This window comes from Ancylobacter sonchi (assembly GCF_018390695.1).
Classification (GTDB): Bacteria; Pseudomonadota; Alphaproteobacteria; order Rhizobiales; family Xanthobacteraceae; genus Ancylobacter; species Ancylobacter sonchi.
The window spans coordinates 519,344-533,124 of sequence record NZ_JAHBGF010000016.1 but is presented as its reverse complement, the minus strand read 5'-3'; the positions used below and the strand labels follow the sequence as shown (position 1 = coordinate 533,124).

Annotated in this window: 14 protein-coding genes; 3 read left to right on the top strand and 11 right to left on the bottom strand. The window is 67.2% G+C overall.

Annotated elements, in window-relative coordinates; translation table 11 throughout:
- Nucleotides 1–168: 168 nt before the first annotated feature.
- The 3 genes from KHC28_RS09855 to KHC28_RS09845 all read left to right on the top strand — a co-directional run bounded on the left by KHC28_RS09855 (nt 169) and on the right by KHC28_RS09845 (nt 2,631).
- The gene (locus KHC28_RS09855) at nt 169–891 is read left to right on the top strand and encodes a GntR family transcriptional regulator (RefSeq protein WP_214008134.1); all 723 of its coding nucleotides are present in this window, start codon (nt 169–171) and stop codon (nt 889–891) included.
- A 307-nt stretch (nt 892–1,198) separates the two neighbouring features.
- Complete coding sequence (locus KHC28_RS09850; RefSeq protein ID WP_214008133.1) at nt 1,199–1,660, top strand: tellurite resistance TerB family protein; 462 nt, start codon at nt 1,199–1,201, stop codon at nt 1,658–1,660.
- Between the two features lie 173 nt (nt 1,661–1,833).
- Nucleotides 1,834–2,631: a glutamine amidotransferase gene (locus tag KHC28_RS09845; RefSeq protein WP_214008132.1), complete on the top strand. Its 798-nt coding sequence runs from the start codon at nt 1,834–1,836 to the stop codon at nt 2,629–2,631.
- Here KHC28_RS09845 and KHC28_RS09840 read toward each other — a convergent pair.
- From KHC28_RS09840 to KHC28_RS09790, 11 genes are all read right to left on the bottom strand, one after another.
- Nucleotides 2,600–3,157 (bottom strand): hypothetical protein, encoded by a 558-nt coding sequence (locus KHC28_RS09840; RefSeq protein WP_214008131.1) that lies wholly within the window; start codon nt 3,155–3,157, stop codon nt 2,600–2,602. The genes KHC28_RS09845 and KHC28_RS09840 overlap by 32 nt on opposite strands.
- A gap of 77 nt (nt 3,158–3,234) precedes the next feature.
- Nucleotides 3,235–3,735: a MarR family winged helix-turn-helix transcriptional regulator gene (locus KHC28_RS09835; RefSeq protein ID WP_214008130.1), complete on the bottom strand. Its 501-nt coding sequence runs from the start codon at nt 3,733–3,735 to the stop codon at nt 3,235–3,237.
- Nucleotides 3,736–3,930: 195 nt separating this feature from the next.
- Nucleotides 3,931–4,818 (bottom strand): ABC transporter permease, encoded by an 888-nt coding sequence (locus tag KHC28_RS09830; protein WP_214008129.1) that lies wholly within the window; start codon nt 4,816–4,818, stop codon nt 3,931–3,933.
- Nucleotides 4,815–5,831, bottom strand: a complete 1,017-nt coding sequence (locus KHC28_RS09825) for an ABC transporter permease (RefSeq protein ID WP_214008128.1) — start codon at nt 5,829–5,831, stop codon at nt 4,815–4,817. The genes KHC28_RS09830 and KHC28_RS09825 overlap by 4 nt, the downstream gene beginning before the upstream one ends.
- 12 nt (nt 5,832–5,843) lie before the next feature.
- Complete coding sequence (locus KHC28_RS09820) at nt 5,844–6,926, bottom strand: ABC transporter ATP-binding protein (RefSeq protein WP_214008127.1); 1,083 nt, start codon at nt 6,924–6,926, stop codon at nt 5,844–5,846.
- A gap of 228 nt (nt 6,927–7,154) precedes the next feature.
- A complete protein-coding gene (locus tag KHC28_RS09815) occupies nt 7,155–8,330 on the bottom strand; it encodes an extracellular solute-binding protein (RefSeq protein WP_312893150.1) in 1,176 nt (391 codons plus the stop codon).
- A 262-nt stretch (nt 8,331–8,592) separates the two neighbouring features.
- A complete protein-coding gene (locus tag KHC28_RS09810; protein ID WP_214008126.1) occupies nt 8,593–9,603 on the bottom strand; it encodes a serine hydrolase domain-containing protein in 1,011 nt (336 codons plus the stop codon).
- A gap of 226 nt (nt 9,604–9,829) precedes the next feature.
- A complete protein-coding gene (locus KHC28_RS09805; RefSeq protein ID WP_214008125.1) occupies nt 9,830–10,372 on the bottom strand; it encodes a hypothetical protein in 543 nt (180 codons plus the stop codon).
- A 79-nt stretch (nt 10,373–10,451) separates the two neighbouring features.
- Nucleotides 10,452–11,639 carry a glutamate 5-kinase gene (gene proB, locus KHC28_RS09800; protein WP_246564553.1) on the bottom strand — a complete coding sequence of 396 codons (1,188 nt, stop codon included), beginning with the start codon at nt 11,637–11,639 and terminating at the stop codon, nt 10,452–10,454.
- Nucleotides 11,640–11,891: 252 nt separating this feature from the next.
- A complete protein-coding gene (obgE, locus tag KHC28_RS09795; protein WP_214008124.1) occupies nt 11,892–12,926 on the bottom strand; it encodes a GTPase ObgE in 1,035 nt (344 codons plus the stop codon).
- A 110-nt stretch (nt 12,927–13,036) separates the two neighbouring features.
- Complete coding sequence (locus KHC28_RS09790; protein WP_214008123.1) at nt 13,037–13,684, bottom strand: GNAT family N-acetyltransferase; 648 nt, start codon at nt 13,682–13,684, stop codon at nt 13,037–13,039.
- Between the last annotated feature and the right edge of the window lie 97 nt (nt 13,685–13,781).

Sequence of the window (13,781 nt, the reverse complement as noted above, 5' to 3'; positions counted from 1 at the left end):
TCGATCCGCCGGAACCGGATCGACCGCATGCCGCCGAGACACGCCGACAAGGCGGCCGGCGCTGCCTGCGGACCACACCACGCTTCAGGGGATTGGGAGGGCAACGCCAATGACCACCGCCAACACCGCCGCCATGTCGGCATCTCAGTTGCGCAGGCGGGCCGGACGATGAGCATCGAAACCAGCATCCCGCGCGTCGGCGCCAGCGCCGCCAAGCTCGCCGTGGCGCCGCTCGAGGACACCTCCACCTTCAAGAACCGCGCCTATGCCGCGCTGAAGGACGTCATCGTCTCGCTCAACATCTACGACCAGCCGCACGAGGTGCGGCTCGACGAGCGCCAGCTCGCCCAGAGTCTCGGGGTCAGCCGCACCCCGGTACGCGAGGCGATGGCGCAGCTGGAGCGCGAGGGCTTCGTCCATTCGGTGCCGCGCCGCGGCATCTATGTGGTGCGCAAGACCAAGCGCGAGGTCATCGAGATGATCCAGGTCTGGGCGGCGCTGGAGAGCCTCGCCGCCCGGCTGATCACCCAGCACGCCAGCGACGAGGAGATCGCCACGCTGCGCGCCATGTTCGCCACCTTCGAGGACGGCACCCCGCACGCCAAGCTCGACGAATATTCCGAGGTGAACATCCAGTTCCACCAGGCGATCATCGCCATGGGCGGCAACGGCATATTGGTGAATCTCGCCGAGAACCTGTTCACCCATATGCGGATGATCCGCCGCAAGACCATCGCCGAGGAAGACCGCGCCGACCGCTCGATCCAGGACCACCTCGCCATCATCCAGGCGCTGGAGGCCCGCGACACCGACAGCGCCGAGGTACTGGTGCGCAACCACGCGCTCGGCCTCGCCGATCACGTGGCGCGCTACGCCGCCTATCTGGCATAGGCGGCCGGGCCGGCGCCCGCGCCTGTGCCGGAGCCCGCTCCCCGGCCTCCGGCTGACTTGCCCGACTTTCCGAAACTGCGCCCGGCGGGTTCCTCGACCTCGCCGGGCTTTTTCTTTCCGCACGCCAATGGTGTGGCCCGCCTGCACGCACGCAGCGGGATCGACCGCCCGCCGGCGGGAGAACGTTGCGCCGCCCCGGCAATTCCGATACGCAAAAATGCGAGGTTGGCTACCGGCCTCGCCGCACCCAAATGTCCCTCGATCAAACGGGGTTCCTGGAACCTCGCCGCTGGAGCCTTGCGCCGGCATGCTGCGCAGTTTGACCGATTTCATCGCCGAGATCGCCGGCGGCACCCGCGAGCCGGAGTTCGCCGAGAACGATTATCGTCTCGCCGCCGCCGCGCTGCTGGTGCATGTGGTGACCATCGACGGGATCATCGGCGACGCCGAGATGGAGAAGCTGCGGCACATCCTCGCCTTCCGCTTCAGCCTGAAGCCGGAGGAGGCCGAGCACCTGCTCGAGGCCGCCATCGCCCGCGATGCCGAGGCGGTGGACCTCTACGCCTTCACCAGCGTGCTCAACCGGGCAATGGACGAGGAAGGCCGCAAGCGGGTGATCGAGATGATGTTCGAGGTCGCCTATGCCGATGGCGGGCTGACCGAATTCGAGGACAACCTCGTCTGGCGCGCCGCCGAATTGCTGAACGTCTCCTCGCGCGACCGGGTAGAGATCCGCAAGCGCATCCGCGAGACCTTCGACGAGGCGTGAACGCCGGCCGCAGGGTGCCGGCATCGTTCCCGTATCGCGCGCCCACGACGCCAAATCACGGACCGGCGCTGGGTTTTCATGTCGCCGCGCCTTGAAACCGCTCGAAAATCATGTCGTGATGGCTGACATATGCCGCAGCGCAGCGTTGCGGATTCGCGCCGACGACGAAAAGAATGGGTCAGCAACTCGCCTCCGACGTCCTGATCGTCCTGCACCAGGAGCATTCCTCGCCCGGCCGTGTCGGCCGGCTGCTGGTCGAGCGCGGATACCGGCTGGATGTGCGGCGCCCCTGCCTCGGCGATCCCCTTCCCACCACGCTGGCCCACCATGCCGGCGCCGTTGTGTTCGGCGGCCCGCAGAGCGCCAATGACTGCCACGATTATGTGCGCGCCGAGATCGACTGGATCGGCGTCGCGCTGAAGGAAGCCAAGCCCTATCTCGGCATCTGCCTGGGTGCGCAGATGCTGGCCCGCCACCTCGGCGCCCGCGTGGCGCCGCATCCCGAGGGTCTGGTGGAGATCGGCTATTATCCGCTGCGCCCCACCCCCGCCGGACGCGCGCTGCTCGACGACGGCCGGGACGAGGCGGGCGCCCCCACCGGCACGGCGCCCTCCGACGACTGGCCGAACCATGTCTATCACTGGCACCGCGAGGGTTTCGAGCTCGCGCGCGGCGCCGAATTGCTGGCTTCCGGCGATGCCTTCCCCAACCAGGCGTTCCGCTACGGGCCGGCAGCCTATGGCCTGCAGTTCCACCCGGAAGTGACGCACCACATGATGTGCCGGTGGACGATACGCGGCAATGAGCGGCTGTCGCTGCCCGGCGCGCGCCCGCGCAGCGCCCATTTCACCGACCGGCTGCAGCATGACGGGCGGGTGCGGTTGTGGCTGGACAGCTTCCTCGACCGCTGGCTCGGCGGCGCGGCCGCCGCCGGGGCGTTCAGCGCACCGCTTCAGACGGCAGCACAGTGATCTCGAGGCCGCGCAGCCGCGTGTAGAGCACGCGGTCGCGGGCATAGGGCCACCAGTCGAACAGCAAAATCTCGATCGGCCGCCACAGCCCGACCCAGCCGGCGATGATGGCGCCTTCGCTCAGCAATTCGCCTACCAGCATCTCGTCCAGCGCCGAGCTGCTGATCAACGTCGCGACGCCGATGCACAAGGCGAGGAACACCACGCCGACCGCCAGCGTGCGCAGCCCCTCGCGCCGGGTCTCGCGCAATTTGCGCTCGGCATAGTCGCGATTGGTGTCGCAATAGCGCGCCAGCGCCTCGGGAAGGCGCGGCGCGAGCTCGGCATTGCCCGGCGTCGGTGCCACATGCAGCCGCAGCCGCACCGGCCGGCGACGCCAGCGCCGCTCGGCCGTCACCAGATCGATCAGCCGGTCGATGCCGGATTCGTCGATGCTCTCGCCGGCGAAGGGATCGATATCCGGCGTGGCGAAGAAATTGCGCAGGTCGCGCAGGCGGATGTCGATCTCGATCGGCGCGGCGTCCATGGGCGAGCGACTCCTGCAAGCGGTTTTACCACCGCGGGTCATAGCAGCGGCCGGGCGCCCCGTCTCCTCTGCCGCGCTCAGCGCCGGAGCGCCGCGCGCAGCCGGGCGATATCGGCGCGCATTCGCTCCACCGCCGGACGGTCGAGGCCGGTGGCGGCGGCGATGGCGGCCGGCACCGCCGCGCCCTTCGCCCGCAGGGCCTCCCCTTCATCGGTGAGATGGACGTGAACCTGCCGGGCATCGGCGACGCTGCGGCGGCGCTTCACCAGCCCCTGCGCCTCCAGCCGCTTGATCAGCGGCGTCAGCGTGCTGGATTCCAGCGCGAGATGGCCCGCAAGATCGCCCACCGTCTGCCCGTCGGTGCGCCACAGGCTGACCATGACCAGATATTGCGGATAGGTCAGGCCCAGCGCGTCGAGTAGCGGCAGATAGGCGCGGTTGAAGGCGTGATTGGCGGAATAGACCGCGAAGCAAAGGAAGTCGTCGAGACCGGCATCGCCAGCGCGCGGCGCGGCGGCGGTTAGCTCCGTAGTGGTCGGCGCCGTCCGCGCGGCGGCCTCATCAGCATGTCCCTTCATGGCGGGTGTCCTCTCGGCGCGATGGCGCCCACCCGTAAAATAGTCGTATACGATCTAATCGCAAGTGATCGACTATCGCAGGCCTGCCGTCCCGGGCTTGCGATGCCGCAACCGCCCGCGGCGATCCGGCGGATGCGGGGCGACCGGGCGCGGATGCCGTCCGGTCGAAGGAGGCCCTGGCGCGCCGGCGCGCGATCAGGCCGCCATGGGCGCGGCGGTGCCGCTGAGCTCGCTTTCCTCGGCGGCCTGCGCGGCGCGCAGGCGGCGCTCGGCAGCCGCGTCGGCCCGGCGCTTCCACAGCTCATAGGCGATGGCGCCGACGATCGTCACCGCGACGATGATCACCGCGAGCGCGCTGATCGCCGGTGTGGAGCCCTGCCGCACCCGGCCGGCGAGCACGGTGGTGAGCGTCTTCTCCGACAGAATGGCGAAGGTGGTGGTGTTGTAGTTCTCGAAGGAGGACAGGAAGGCGAGCACCGCCGCCGAGAACAGCGCCGGCTGCAGGAAAGGCAGCAATATGTGGCGGAACACCTGCGGATAGGAGGCGCCGAGATCGAGCGCGGCCTCCTGCTGCGCCTGATCGAAGCGTTGCAGCCGGGCGAGGATGATCAGCATGCAATAGGCGGAGATGAAGCTCGACTGGCCGATCACCGTGAGGATGATGCCGTCATAGAGGAACCTCGTGCCGGTCATCGTGGTGAATTCGCGCCAGAACACCACAGTGGAGATGCCGATGATGATGCCCGGCGTCAGCACCGGCGACACCACGACGAGATAATAGGCCGAACGCACGCGCGGCTGGATCTGCGTCATCACGATGGCGCCGGCGAGCCCGATCGGCACGGAGATGGCGACCACCAGCACACCGATCCACAGGCTGGTCCGCAGCCCGTACATCATGTCCTGATCGGCGAAGAGCTGGGAGAACCAGTCGAGGGTCAGCCCCTCGATCGGCCAGACCTGCGGGTATTGCGGGGTGTTGAAGGCCGAGACACCCATCACCATGAGCGGGCCGAGCAGATAGAGGAAGAATACCGCGATATAGACGGCGAACAGGATGCGTTGGAGCGGCCCGGATGTCATCGCGTGATTTCTCCAAGGCTCAGGCGGAACATCTTCAGCACCAGCAGCACGAAGACGACGCAGGTCACCAGCAGGATGAAGGCATAGGCGGCGCCCTGCGGCCAGTTGAACGCCTGGTAGAATCGGTCATAGACGATAGGCGTGAACCACAGCGTGCGCGGACCGGCCAGCACCAGCGGCGCGGCGAGCGCGCCGGCGCACAGCATGAACACCAGCGTGCAGCCGGAGGCGATGCCCGGCTTGGCGTGCGGCATCACCACGAAGAGGTGGATGTGCCACCACGGCGCGCCGAGGTCCCGCGCCGCCTCGATCTGGTTCTTGTCGAGGCTCTCGATGGCGCTGTAGAGCGGGAACACCATCATCAGGAGATAGGCGTAGCTCAGGCCCATATAGAGGCCGACATCGGCGCCGAGGAAATCGATCGGCTCGCCGATCACGCCCGCGCCCAGCAGCAGCTTGTTGATGATGCCGCCGGAGGACAGCAGCACGCGGAAGGCGAAGGCGCGCAGGATCTCGTTCACCCAATAGGGGATGATTAGCAGCAGCAGCAGGATGCGCAGCCGCGCCGCCCCCGCCGATTGCGCCATGTGGAAGGCGATCGGGTAGCACAGCGCGAAGTTGAACAGGGTGATGGCGATGCTCACCCCGATGGTGAGCACGAAAGCCTTGAGATGCGTCCAGTTCCAGCTCGACGTCGAGGTGGTCGAGCCGAACAGGAAGTAGCGGTAGTTCTCCAGCGTGAACACGTCCTTCGGCCCGCCCATCTGCGCAGGCGGCAGCTTCGGGCGGAACGACATGTCCACCATCGAGAACTGCGGAAGCACGATGACGAAGAACACCCAGAAGCCGACCGCCAGCACCAGATAGAGGCCGACGGCGAGGCCGTTGCGCTGGAAGAAGCCCGGCCCGGTGGCGAGGCCCATGCGCCGCTCATAGGCGGCGAGCCCGAAGAAGAACAGCGCTACCGCCAGCGGTAGCCCGAAGACGAGGGTGAGGCCGCCGGTCGCTCCCATGCTGCCCTCCCCTCAGTGGCTCGCCGCACGGGCGAGCAGCAGGCCGTCCTGCGGCTTGAAGCCGATATGCAGCGTCTCGCCGCTCACCGGCACCACGCCGCCGCCGACCGTGGCGGTGATCTTCTGGCCGGTGCGGACCCGGAGCGTCACATGGGTGACGCTGCCCTCATAGGCGACGTCGAGCGCCTCGCCGTCGAAGCCGACTGTCGAGCCGTTCGGCGTGCCCGTGGGCACCAGCGATAGCGCTTCCGGCCGCACGAACAGCAGCGCCTCCTCGCCAGCCTTCAGCCCGACCGGGTTGCGCCCGGAAAGCGCGCCCAGCGGCGTATCCAGCGTCGCCATGCCGTCGGCGACGGCGGTGACGCGGCCGCGGATCTGGTTGTTCTCGCCGACGAAGGCGGCGACGAAGGGCGTGCGCGGCTCGGCATAGACGGAGCGGCCATTGCCGACCTGCTCGATCACCCCGGCATTCATCACCGCGATGCGATCCGACATGGTCAGCGCCTCGCCCTGATCGTGGGTGATGTAGATGAAGGTGATGCCCACCCGCTTCTGGATGGCACGCAGCTCGGCGCGCATGTGCTGGCGAAGCTTGAGGTCGAGCGCCGAGAGCGGCTCGTCGAGAAGCAGGACCGACGGCTCCACGGCCAACGCCCGGGCGATGGCCACGCGCTGCTTCTGGCCGCCGGACAGTTCCGACACCTTCTTGTGGCCGTGCTCGCTCAGCGCCACCTGGATCAGCAGGTTCTTCACCTTCTCGTCGCGCTCATGCTTGGGCACGCCGCGCACCCGGAGGCCGTAGCCGATATTGTCGGCCACGCTCATCATCGGGAACAGCGCGAGGTTCTGGAAGATCAGCGCGGTGGGCCGCTTGTTGGGACCGATGCCGACCATGTCCTTGCCGCCGATGCGCACCTGCCCGCGCGTCGGCTCGATGAAGCCGGAAATGGTACGCAAAAGCGTGGTCTTGCCGCATCCGGACGGGCCGAGAAAGGAGAAGAACTCCCCGGCCTCGATGGTGAGGTTGGCATCACGGACGGCGACGAAATCCCCGAACGTCACATTGACGCCCTCGAGCTCCACGGCTGCGGCCATAGGGTCTCCGGTTGCTTGTCGACTGGCCGCCAGATCGCGGGACATGGCGGCGGAAACGCGGGCGGACGATCGCCCCGCGCGCGGACCCGGGCCGGCGAACCGGACCGGAAGAACGGCACCCCCGGGCCGACGGACCGGCCCGGGAAGCGACAGACCGGAGCCGGCAAGCCGGCCCGGGAAGCGGCAGACCGGAGCCGGCAAGCCGGCTCCGGCGGGATCGTCGCGCGATCAGGCCGCCTTGAACTTCTCGGCGTACTGGGTGCGCAGTTCGGCGTACCACGACGGCTCCGGCGGGCGGCTCCACAGCTTGGAGAGCGCGTCGCCCGGATAGGCCTCGGAGAAGTTCTTCTTGGCGGCCTCGGAGAGGAAGGCGTCGGCGCCCTTGACCACCGGGTTGTAGCCCGAACCATCCGCCACCTGCGCCGAGACTTCCGGCGAGTGGATGTAGTTCAGCCACTCATAGGCCTGGTCGATGTTCTTGGCGCCCTTGGTGATCGCCCAGCCGTCGACCCAGGTGATCGCGCCTTCCTGCGGCGCCATATAGGTGACCGGCTTGCCCTGCTTCTTCAGCGACAGCGGCGGGCCGTCCCAGGTCTGGCCGATGGTGCAGCCATTCTCCATGAAGCCGGACTTGGTGTTGTCCGAGGAATCCCAGAACTGCTTCACCTGCGCCTTGTTCTCGATCGCGTAGGCGAGGATGACGTCGTAGATCTTCTTCATCGTGTCCTCGTCCTTGAACGCATCGAGCATGCGGTTGGACGGGAGCTTGCCGTTGGCGTCCATCCACAGGCCGATGCCGAGCAGCAGCGAGTGGGGGCGGCCCTGCATCTTGCCCTTGAACTCCGGCGCCCACAGCGTGCCGTAGCTGAGCTTGTCGTAGGTGAGGCCGGGTGCGAGGTCGGTGCGCCAGGAGATCGCCTCCGAGCCCCAGCAATGCGGCACGTGATAGAGCTTGCCGTCCCAGGTCCACACGCTGGTGGAGGCTTCCAGCATCGAGGGCAGCAGGTTGTCGAGGTGCAGCTTGTTGGTGTCGAACGGCGCGAGGACGTCGAGCTCCTTGAACTGCGGGGCGCGGTCGCGGGTGGGCTCGCACAGGTCGAAGCCCTCGCCGGCGGTGGCCTGCAGCTTGTTGATCTGCTCCTCGTTCTGCGAGAACGGGGTGGTCTTCACCTTGATGCCGGTCTTCTTCTCGAAGTTCGGGATCACCGGGTTGGGCAGTTCGTCGTCCCAGTTGAGCAGGCTGAGCTCGCCGGACGAGGAGAAGGCGTCCCGCACCAGCCACGGGCCGGAAGCGGCCACCGCGCCGGCGCCGAGCGCGCCCTTGAGCAGGGTGCGGCGCGTGAACCCTCGCGCGGCGAGAAGGGTCAGGTTCGTCGAGTTGCGAAGGTCGGTCTGCTTCGTCACGTCCTTGTCCTCGCTCTGGGCCGCCTTTCTGGCGGACTGATGCGAGGGGATCAGCAGGAAGCATGCCACAGGTCGGAGCGGCCGCGATTCGCCTCCCGGAGCCGGGGCGCGGCAGCGCTCCCAACCGGAAGATCAACTGCCGGTGGCGTCGTTTTCAGCAGATTTTCGCCCGTGCATGCATGCGAATTAAGCGCGGATTGAACAGCGGCGAAATAAATCCGGTTTCATACCCGGCCGAACCGCAAGCGGATTGAACGACGGTTCAACCCGGGCCGGCAGCTTCGATGAGCGCGCCCGCCAGGGCGTGCAGGTCGTCGCGATGACCGGAGCGGCCGGCGGGCGCGTCGGTGGCCGAGGTCATGGCGAGGGTGAGGCCGCGCTCGGGCACCACATAGAGCATCTGCCCGCCATAGCCCCAGCCATAGGCGACATCGGCGCCGCCGAGCGTGCGGCGGAACCAGCCATAGCCATAGCCGTCGCCGGTGAAGCGCGACTGGGTGCGCACGCGCCAGCTCTCGTCGATCCAGGCCTGCGGCAGGATGCGGGTGCCGTCCACCGTCACGCCGCCGCGCCGGTAGAGTTCGCCGAAGGCCAGCAGCGAGGACGGGCGCATCGCCATCTGATTGCCGCCGAAATAGATGCCCTGCGGGTCGCGATCCCAGGAGGCGATGGCAAAGCCCTCCACCGGGCCGAACCAGTCGCGCGCCAGCGCCAGCGTCGGGCGGCCGGTGGCGCGGGTGAGGATGGCGGAGAGGAGGTGCGTCGAGCCGGTGGAATAGAGCATCGGCCCGCCGGGCTCGGCCTCGAACGGCTCGGCGAGCGCCGCGCGCACCCAGTTGGGCGAGGCGATCCAGCGCCCGTAATTCGGCCCGGAGGTACGCGCGAGCCCGGCCTGCATGGACAGGAGGTTGCCGACGGTGATCCGGGCGAGGCGCGGATCGGGATCATCAGGCAGGTCGCGCGCGAGCAGCGGCGCGATGGGCTGATCAGGACCTTCCAGCACGCCCTTATGTATGGCGATGCCGACGAGCGCGGACATTACCGATTTCGAGGCAGACTTGATGTTGGCGGGGGCATCGAGCGGGGCACCGTTATAGGCGCGGGCGTCGGCGAGCCGGTTGTCATGCGCGATGTGGACCGTGCGCAACGGGGTCAGCGCGGACGCGGTGTCGAGGGCGGGGGTGAAGGGAGATGGGGGTGCAGGCTGCGCCGGAGCGTGGCGTGGGATGAGCAGCAGGGCCGGGGCGGCGAGCAGGAGGGTGCGGCGGTTCATGCCGGGGAGGATAGGAGGATCGGAGGCGTGGTGGGGTCACGATGGGGAGAGGGGCTTCACGTATTGAGAGTACCTTGTTCGGCTAAGGTGAATCGCGGTGACGTTGTCGGCATTACGACCTCGGAACTCTGATAGACGACCTTGCCATCTCGATCATCGTCGCGATCATGCCCCCTCTCCATCAGAGACAATTGATCGGTCTTCTTTGAACGCGGCTTTATCTGCCTCAAATCGCGTTTTGTTTCGCATTAATACTGAGATTTTTTATCAGAAATTCAGCATCCTCATCGCTTAATCCGCCAACAATACGATCTAACTCATCTTGAATTGAACGAAGCTCGGCCTCCACCGCAGATGCGTTCAGCATGCTACGCGATCTGTCTATTTTATCGATACGCTTGTGAAGGCGATAGATACGACCCGAGTCTTGAGTTCGGCGCTCAATTCGATAAACAACAGATGCAGGGGGAACCTCAACCATCATACGTTCGGATACTATAGATCCGAATATTTTTGCATCTTTATAAAGCTCTACCATGCCCATTTTCACAGTCGGATATGCTGCAATCGCGACACAAAGCCTCCCGACTACAGACGTCCAATATTTTAGACTCCCCTCCTCTAATCTAACACTCACACTTACAGGAAACTGGTAAACGCCAGACGCTGCCTTCACAGCGTCGCGCATGACCTGATCACCAAGCTCGCCCACATTGTCTGGGACTGAAACGAGTTTAAGATGAAGGTAGGCTTCCGCGAGCTTTGCCATGCGCCTCCCCAGAGTTATGCATGACGTTATAGAAGCTCGTTTACAGCATCTACAATAGCCTATTCAACGCCAACTAGTCTCACCCACCCCCGCCCAGCACCAGATCATCCCGATGCACCATGGCGCTGCGTCCCTCGAACCCGGTGATCCCGACGATCTCGTCGGATGACCGCCCCTTGATCCGCTCGGCGTGGTCGTGGTCATAGGCCACCAGCCCGCGGCCGATCTCGGCGCCGTCGGGGCCGCGCAGCACCACCGCGTCGCCCCGGGTGAATTCGCCCTCGACCTTCTTCACCCCCGCCGGCAGCAGCGACGAGCCGCGCCGCAGCGCCGCCACCGCGCCGGCGTCGAGATGCAGCACGCCGCGCGGCTCCAGCGAGCCGGCGATCCAGCGCTTGCGCGACGCCACCGGATTGGCCGGGGCGAGGAACCAGGTGCAGCGCGCGCCATGCTCGATGGCGCGGATCGGGTTCTTCACCTTGCCAGAGCCGATCACCATATGCGCGCCCGCCGTGGTGGCGATCTTGCCGGCCTCGATCTTGGTCTTCATGCCGCCGCGCGACAATTCGGTGCCGGCGCCGCCCGCCATCGCCTCCACCTCGGCGGTGATGCGCGGCACCACCGGGATCAGCGCCGCGTTCGGGTCGTCATTGGGCGGGGCGGTGTAGAGGCCATCGATGTCGGAGAGCAGGATCAGGAGGTCGGCGCTCGCCATGCCGGCGACGCGGGCGGCGAGCCGGTCATTGTCGCCGTAGCGGATCTCCGAGGTCGCCACCGTGTCGTTCTCATTGATCACCGGAACGGCCTTGAGCTCCAGCAGCTTGTTCAGCGTCGAGCGGGCATTGAGGTAGCGGCGGCGCTCCTCGGTATCGCCGAGCGTGAGCAGGATCTGCCCGGCGGTGACGCCCTCATGCGCCAGCGCTTCCGACCAGGCGCGGGCGAGCGCGATCTGGCCGATGGCCGCCGCCGCCTGGCTCTCCTCCAGCTTCAGCGGGCGCTTCGGCATCTTGAGCAGGTTGCGGCCGAGCGCGATGGCGCCGGACGAGACCACCAGCACTTCCTTGCCGGCCCGGTGCAGCGCGCCGACATCCTCGGCCAGCGCGGCGAGCCAGGCATGGCGCAGCTGGCCGCGTGTGCTATCGACCAGCAGCGCCGAGCCGACCTTCACCACGATGCGGCGGAAGGAGGCGATCTGCGGCACGCCCGTCAGGCCGGCGGCGGAATGGATTGCGGGGGTCGAGGCGGCAGGGGTCGAATCGGCGGACATTGGCGGTCTCGCAGGCGGGCGATGAAAGGACGGGCTTATAGGCCAAAGCATGCCTGCCGTCTTCCCGCCATCCAGCTTCTGACCTCGCCGCCCGAACCATGGCCCGGCCAGCGGGACACGGGGAGGGACCGGATCGGCGCGCTCCCGATGCGGGACGGGCCCTTGATGGTGGCTCGCCGCGCCGGCGCCGGGGACGACGCTCGTGGGGTCGTGGGAAGATGGATGTTCAGGCGGCCAGGCGGCGAGACGGCGTCACGGTCGCCACGCTTCCTGAACCTCCTGCGCCTCGTCCTCGCCCCGGCTCTCGTCGATGACATGGGCGAGCGCACGCAGCGCCTGCGTCACGCCCTCGCCCGACTGGGCGGAGAGCACCAGCGGCTTCTTGCGGGCGGCGCGCTGCAGGCGGGCCACCTGCTGCTTCAGCTGCTCGGGATCGAGCGCGTCGGCCTTGGACAGGGCGACGATCTCGGGCTTGTCCTCCAGCCCGGCGCCATAGAGCTCCAGCTCCTTGCGCACGGTCTTGTAGGTCTTGCCGGCATGCTCCGAGGTGCCGTCGACGAGGTGCAGCAGCACCCGGCAGCGCTCGATATGGGCGAGGAAGCGGTCGCCAATGCCCACTCCCTCATGCGCGCCCTCGATCAGGCCGGGAATGTCGGCGAGCACGAATTCGCGCCCGTCCACCCGCACCACGCCGAGGCCGGGATGCAGGGTGGTGAAGGGATAGTCGGCGATCTTCGGCTTGGCCGCCGTGGTGGCGGCGAGGAAGGTCGACTTGCCGGCATTGGGCAGGCCGACGAGGCCGGCATCGGCAATGAGCTTCAGCCGCAGCCAGATCCACCGCTCCTCGCCCTCCTGCCCGGGATTGGCCCGGCGCGGCGCCTGGTTGGTGGAGGTCTGGAAATGCGCGTTGCCGAAGCCGCCATTGCCGCCCTTGAGGAAGCGGATCTTCTGGCCGACCTCGGTGAGGTCGGCGATCACGGTCTCGCCCTCCTCGTCCAGCACCTCGGTCCCGGCGGGAACCTTCAGCACCACGTCGTCGCCCTTGCCGCCGGCGCGGTTCTTGCCCATGCCGTAGCCGCCCTTCTTGGCCTTGAAGTGCTGCTGGAAGCGGTAGTCGATCAGCGTGTTGAGACCGTCGACGCATTCGATCCAGACGTCGCCGCCGCGTCCGCCATCGCCGCCGTCCGGGCCACCGAACTCGATGAACTTCTCCCGCCGGAACGACAGGCAGCCCGCGCCGCCATCGCCGGAGCGGACATAGATCTTAGCCTGGTCGAGGAATTTCATGACGTGTCAGCTCGGCGGATCAGCGCGGTTCGGAACGAGTCTCCCCGCTCCGGCAAACCGGAGCGGGGAGGATGTGATCATAGCAAATCACGACCGCGATTGCGGCGCGCTCAATGCGTTATTTGCACGTGCCGGGTCGCCGAGGCGGTAGCGCCCCAGGAACGCAGCGAGGCCCATAGCCGCTTTTCGAGGCGGAACCGGTCGACGGGAACCGAGGCACCGATCGCGCGCACCCGCGTCAGCCCGACACCCGTCCACTGGAAGCCGCACTTCTCAAGCACCCGCCGCGAGGACGGGTTGACCACGCGCGCCGCCGCGTTGAGCGCCGGCAGGTTGAGGTCCTCGAAGGCATGGTCGAGCAGCGCCCGCGTCGCCTCCGTCGCATAGCCGTAGCCCCAATAGGGCTCGCCCACCCAGTAACCGATCTCCGGCACCGCCTCGTCGCGCGGGGAAAAGCCGCACATGCCGATCGGGATCGGCGGGCCGAGCGGGTTGGAGCCGTCATTCTTCATGAACATCGCGAAGGTCGCGCAATCCGGCCCGGCCGGCAGGTTGGCGACGAAGGCCGCGGCATCCGCCATGCCATAGGGATGCGGAATGTTCGACGTCATCTCGGCTATGCGCCGGTTGTCGGCGAGCTCGGCGATCCAGGCCATGTCCTCGATTCGCGGGGCGCGCAGAAAGAGGCGGCCGGTCTCGAGGACGGCGGTACTGCTCTCGGCAAGGGCGGACCCGAGGGTCGCTTCGACGATGGTCATGGCTGGCTCCTGGTGCGTGGAACGACGAAGGGGAGGCGGTCTTCCTCGCCTCCCCTTCGGGCACCCGGAGCATGGACGGTGGCTCCAGAAATCCTAC

Excerpts from the sequence above, each read along its gene's own strand:
- proB (WP_246564553.1), bottom strand. The coding sequence starts at position 11,639 with ATGTCCGCCGATTCGACCCCTGCCGCCTCGACCCCCGCAATCCATTCC.
- KHC28_RS09850 (WP_214008133.1), top strand. The coding sequence starts at position 1,199 with ATGCTGCGCAGTTTGACCGATTTCATCGCCGAGATCGCCGGCGGCACC.
- KHC28_RS09790 (WP_214008123.1), bottom strand. The coding sequence starts at position 13,684 with ATGACCATCGTCGAAGCGACCCTCGGGTCCGCCCTTGCCGAGAGCAGT.
- KHC28_RS09820 (WP_214008127.1), bottom strand. The coding sequence starts at position 6,926 with ATGGCCGCAGCCGTGGAGCTCGAGGGCGTCAATGTGACGTTCGGGGAT.
- KHC28_RS09830 (WP_214008129.1), bottom strand. The coding sequence starts at position 4,818 with ATGACATCCGGGCCGCTCCAACGCATCCTGTTCGCCGTCTATATCGCG.
- KHC28_RS09825 (WP_214008128.1), bottom strand. The coding sequence starts at position 5,831 with ATGGGAGCGACCGGCGGCCTCACCCTCGTCTTCGGGCTACCGCTGGCG.
- KHC28_RS09810 (WP_214008126.1), bottom strand. The coding sequence starts at position 9,603 with ATGAACCGCCGCACCCTCCTGCTCGCCGCCCCGGCCCTGCTGCTCATC.
- KHC28_RS09845 (WP_214008132.1), top strand. The coding sequence starts at position 1,834 with ATGGGTCAGCAACTCGCCTCCGACGTCCTGATCGTCCTGCACCAGGAG.
- KHC28_RS09840 (WP_214008131.1), bottom strand. The coding sequence starts at position 3,157 with ATGGACGCCGCGCCGATCGAGATCGACATCCGCCTGCGCGACCTGCGC.
- KHC28_RS09855 (WP_214008134.1), top strand. The coding sequence starts at position 169 with ATGAGCATCGAAACCAGCATCCCGCGCGTCGGCGCCAGCGCCGCCAAG.
- KHC28_RS09835 (WP_214008130.1), bottom strand. The coding sequence starts at position 3,735 with ATGAAGGGACATGCTGATGAGGCCGCCGCGCGGACGGCGCCGACCACT.
- obgE (WP_214008124.1), bottom strand. The coding sequence starts at position 12,926 with ATGAAATTCCTCGACCAGGCTAAGATCTATGTCCGCTCCGGCGATGGC.
- KHC28_RS09805 (WP_214008125.1), bottom strand. The coding sequence starts at position 10,372 with ATGGCAAAGCTCGCGGAAGCCTACCTTCATCTTAAACTCGTTTCAGTC.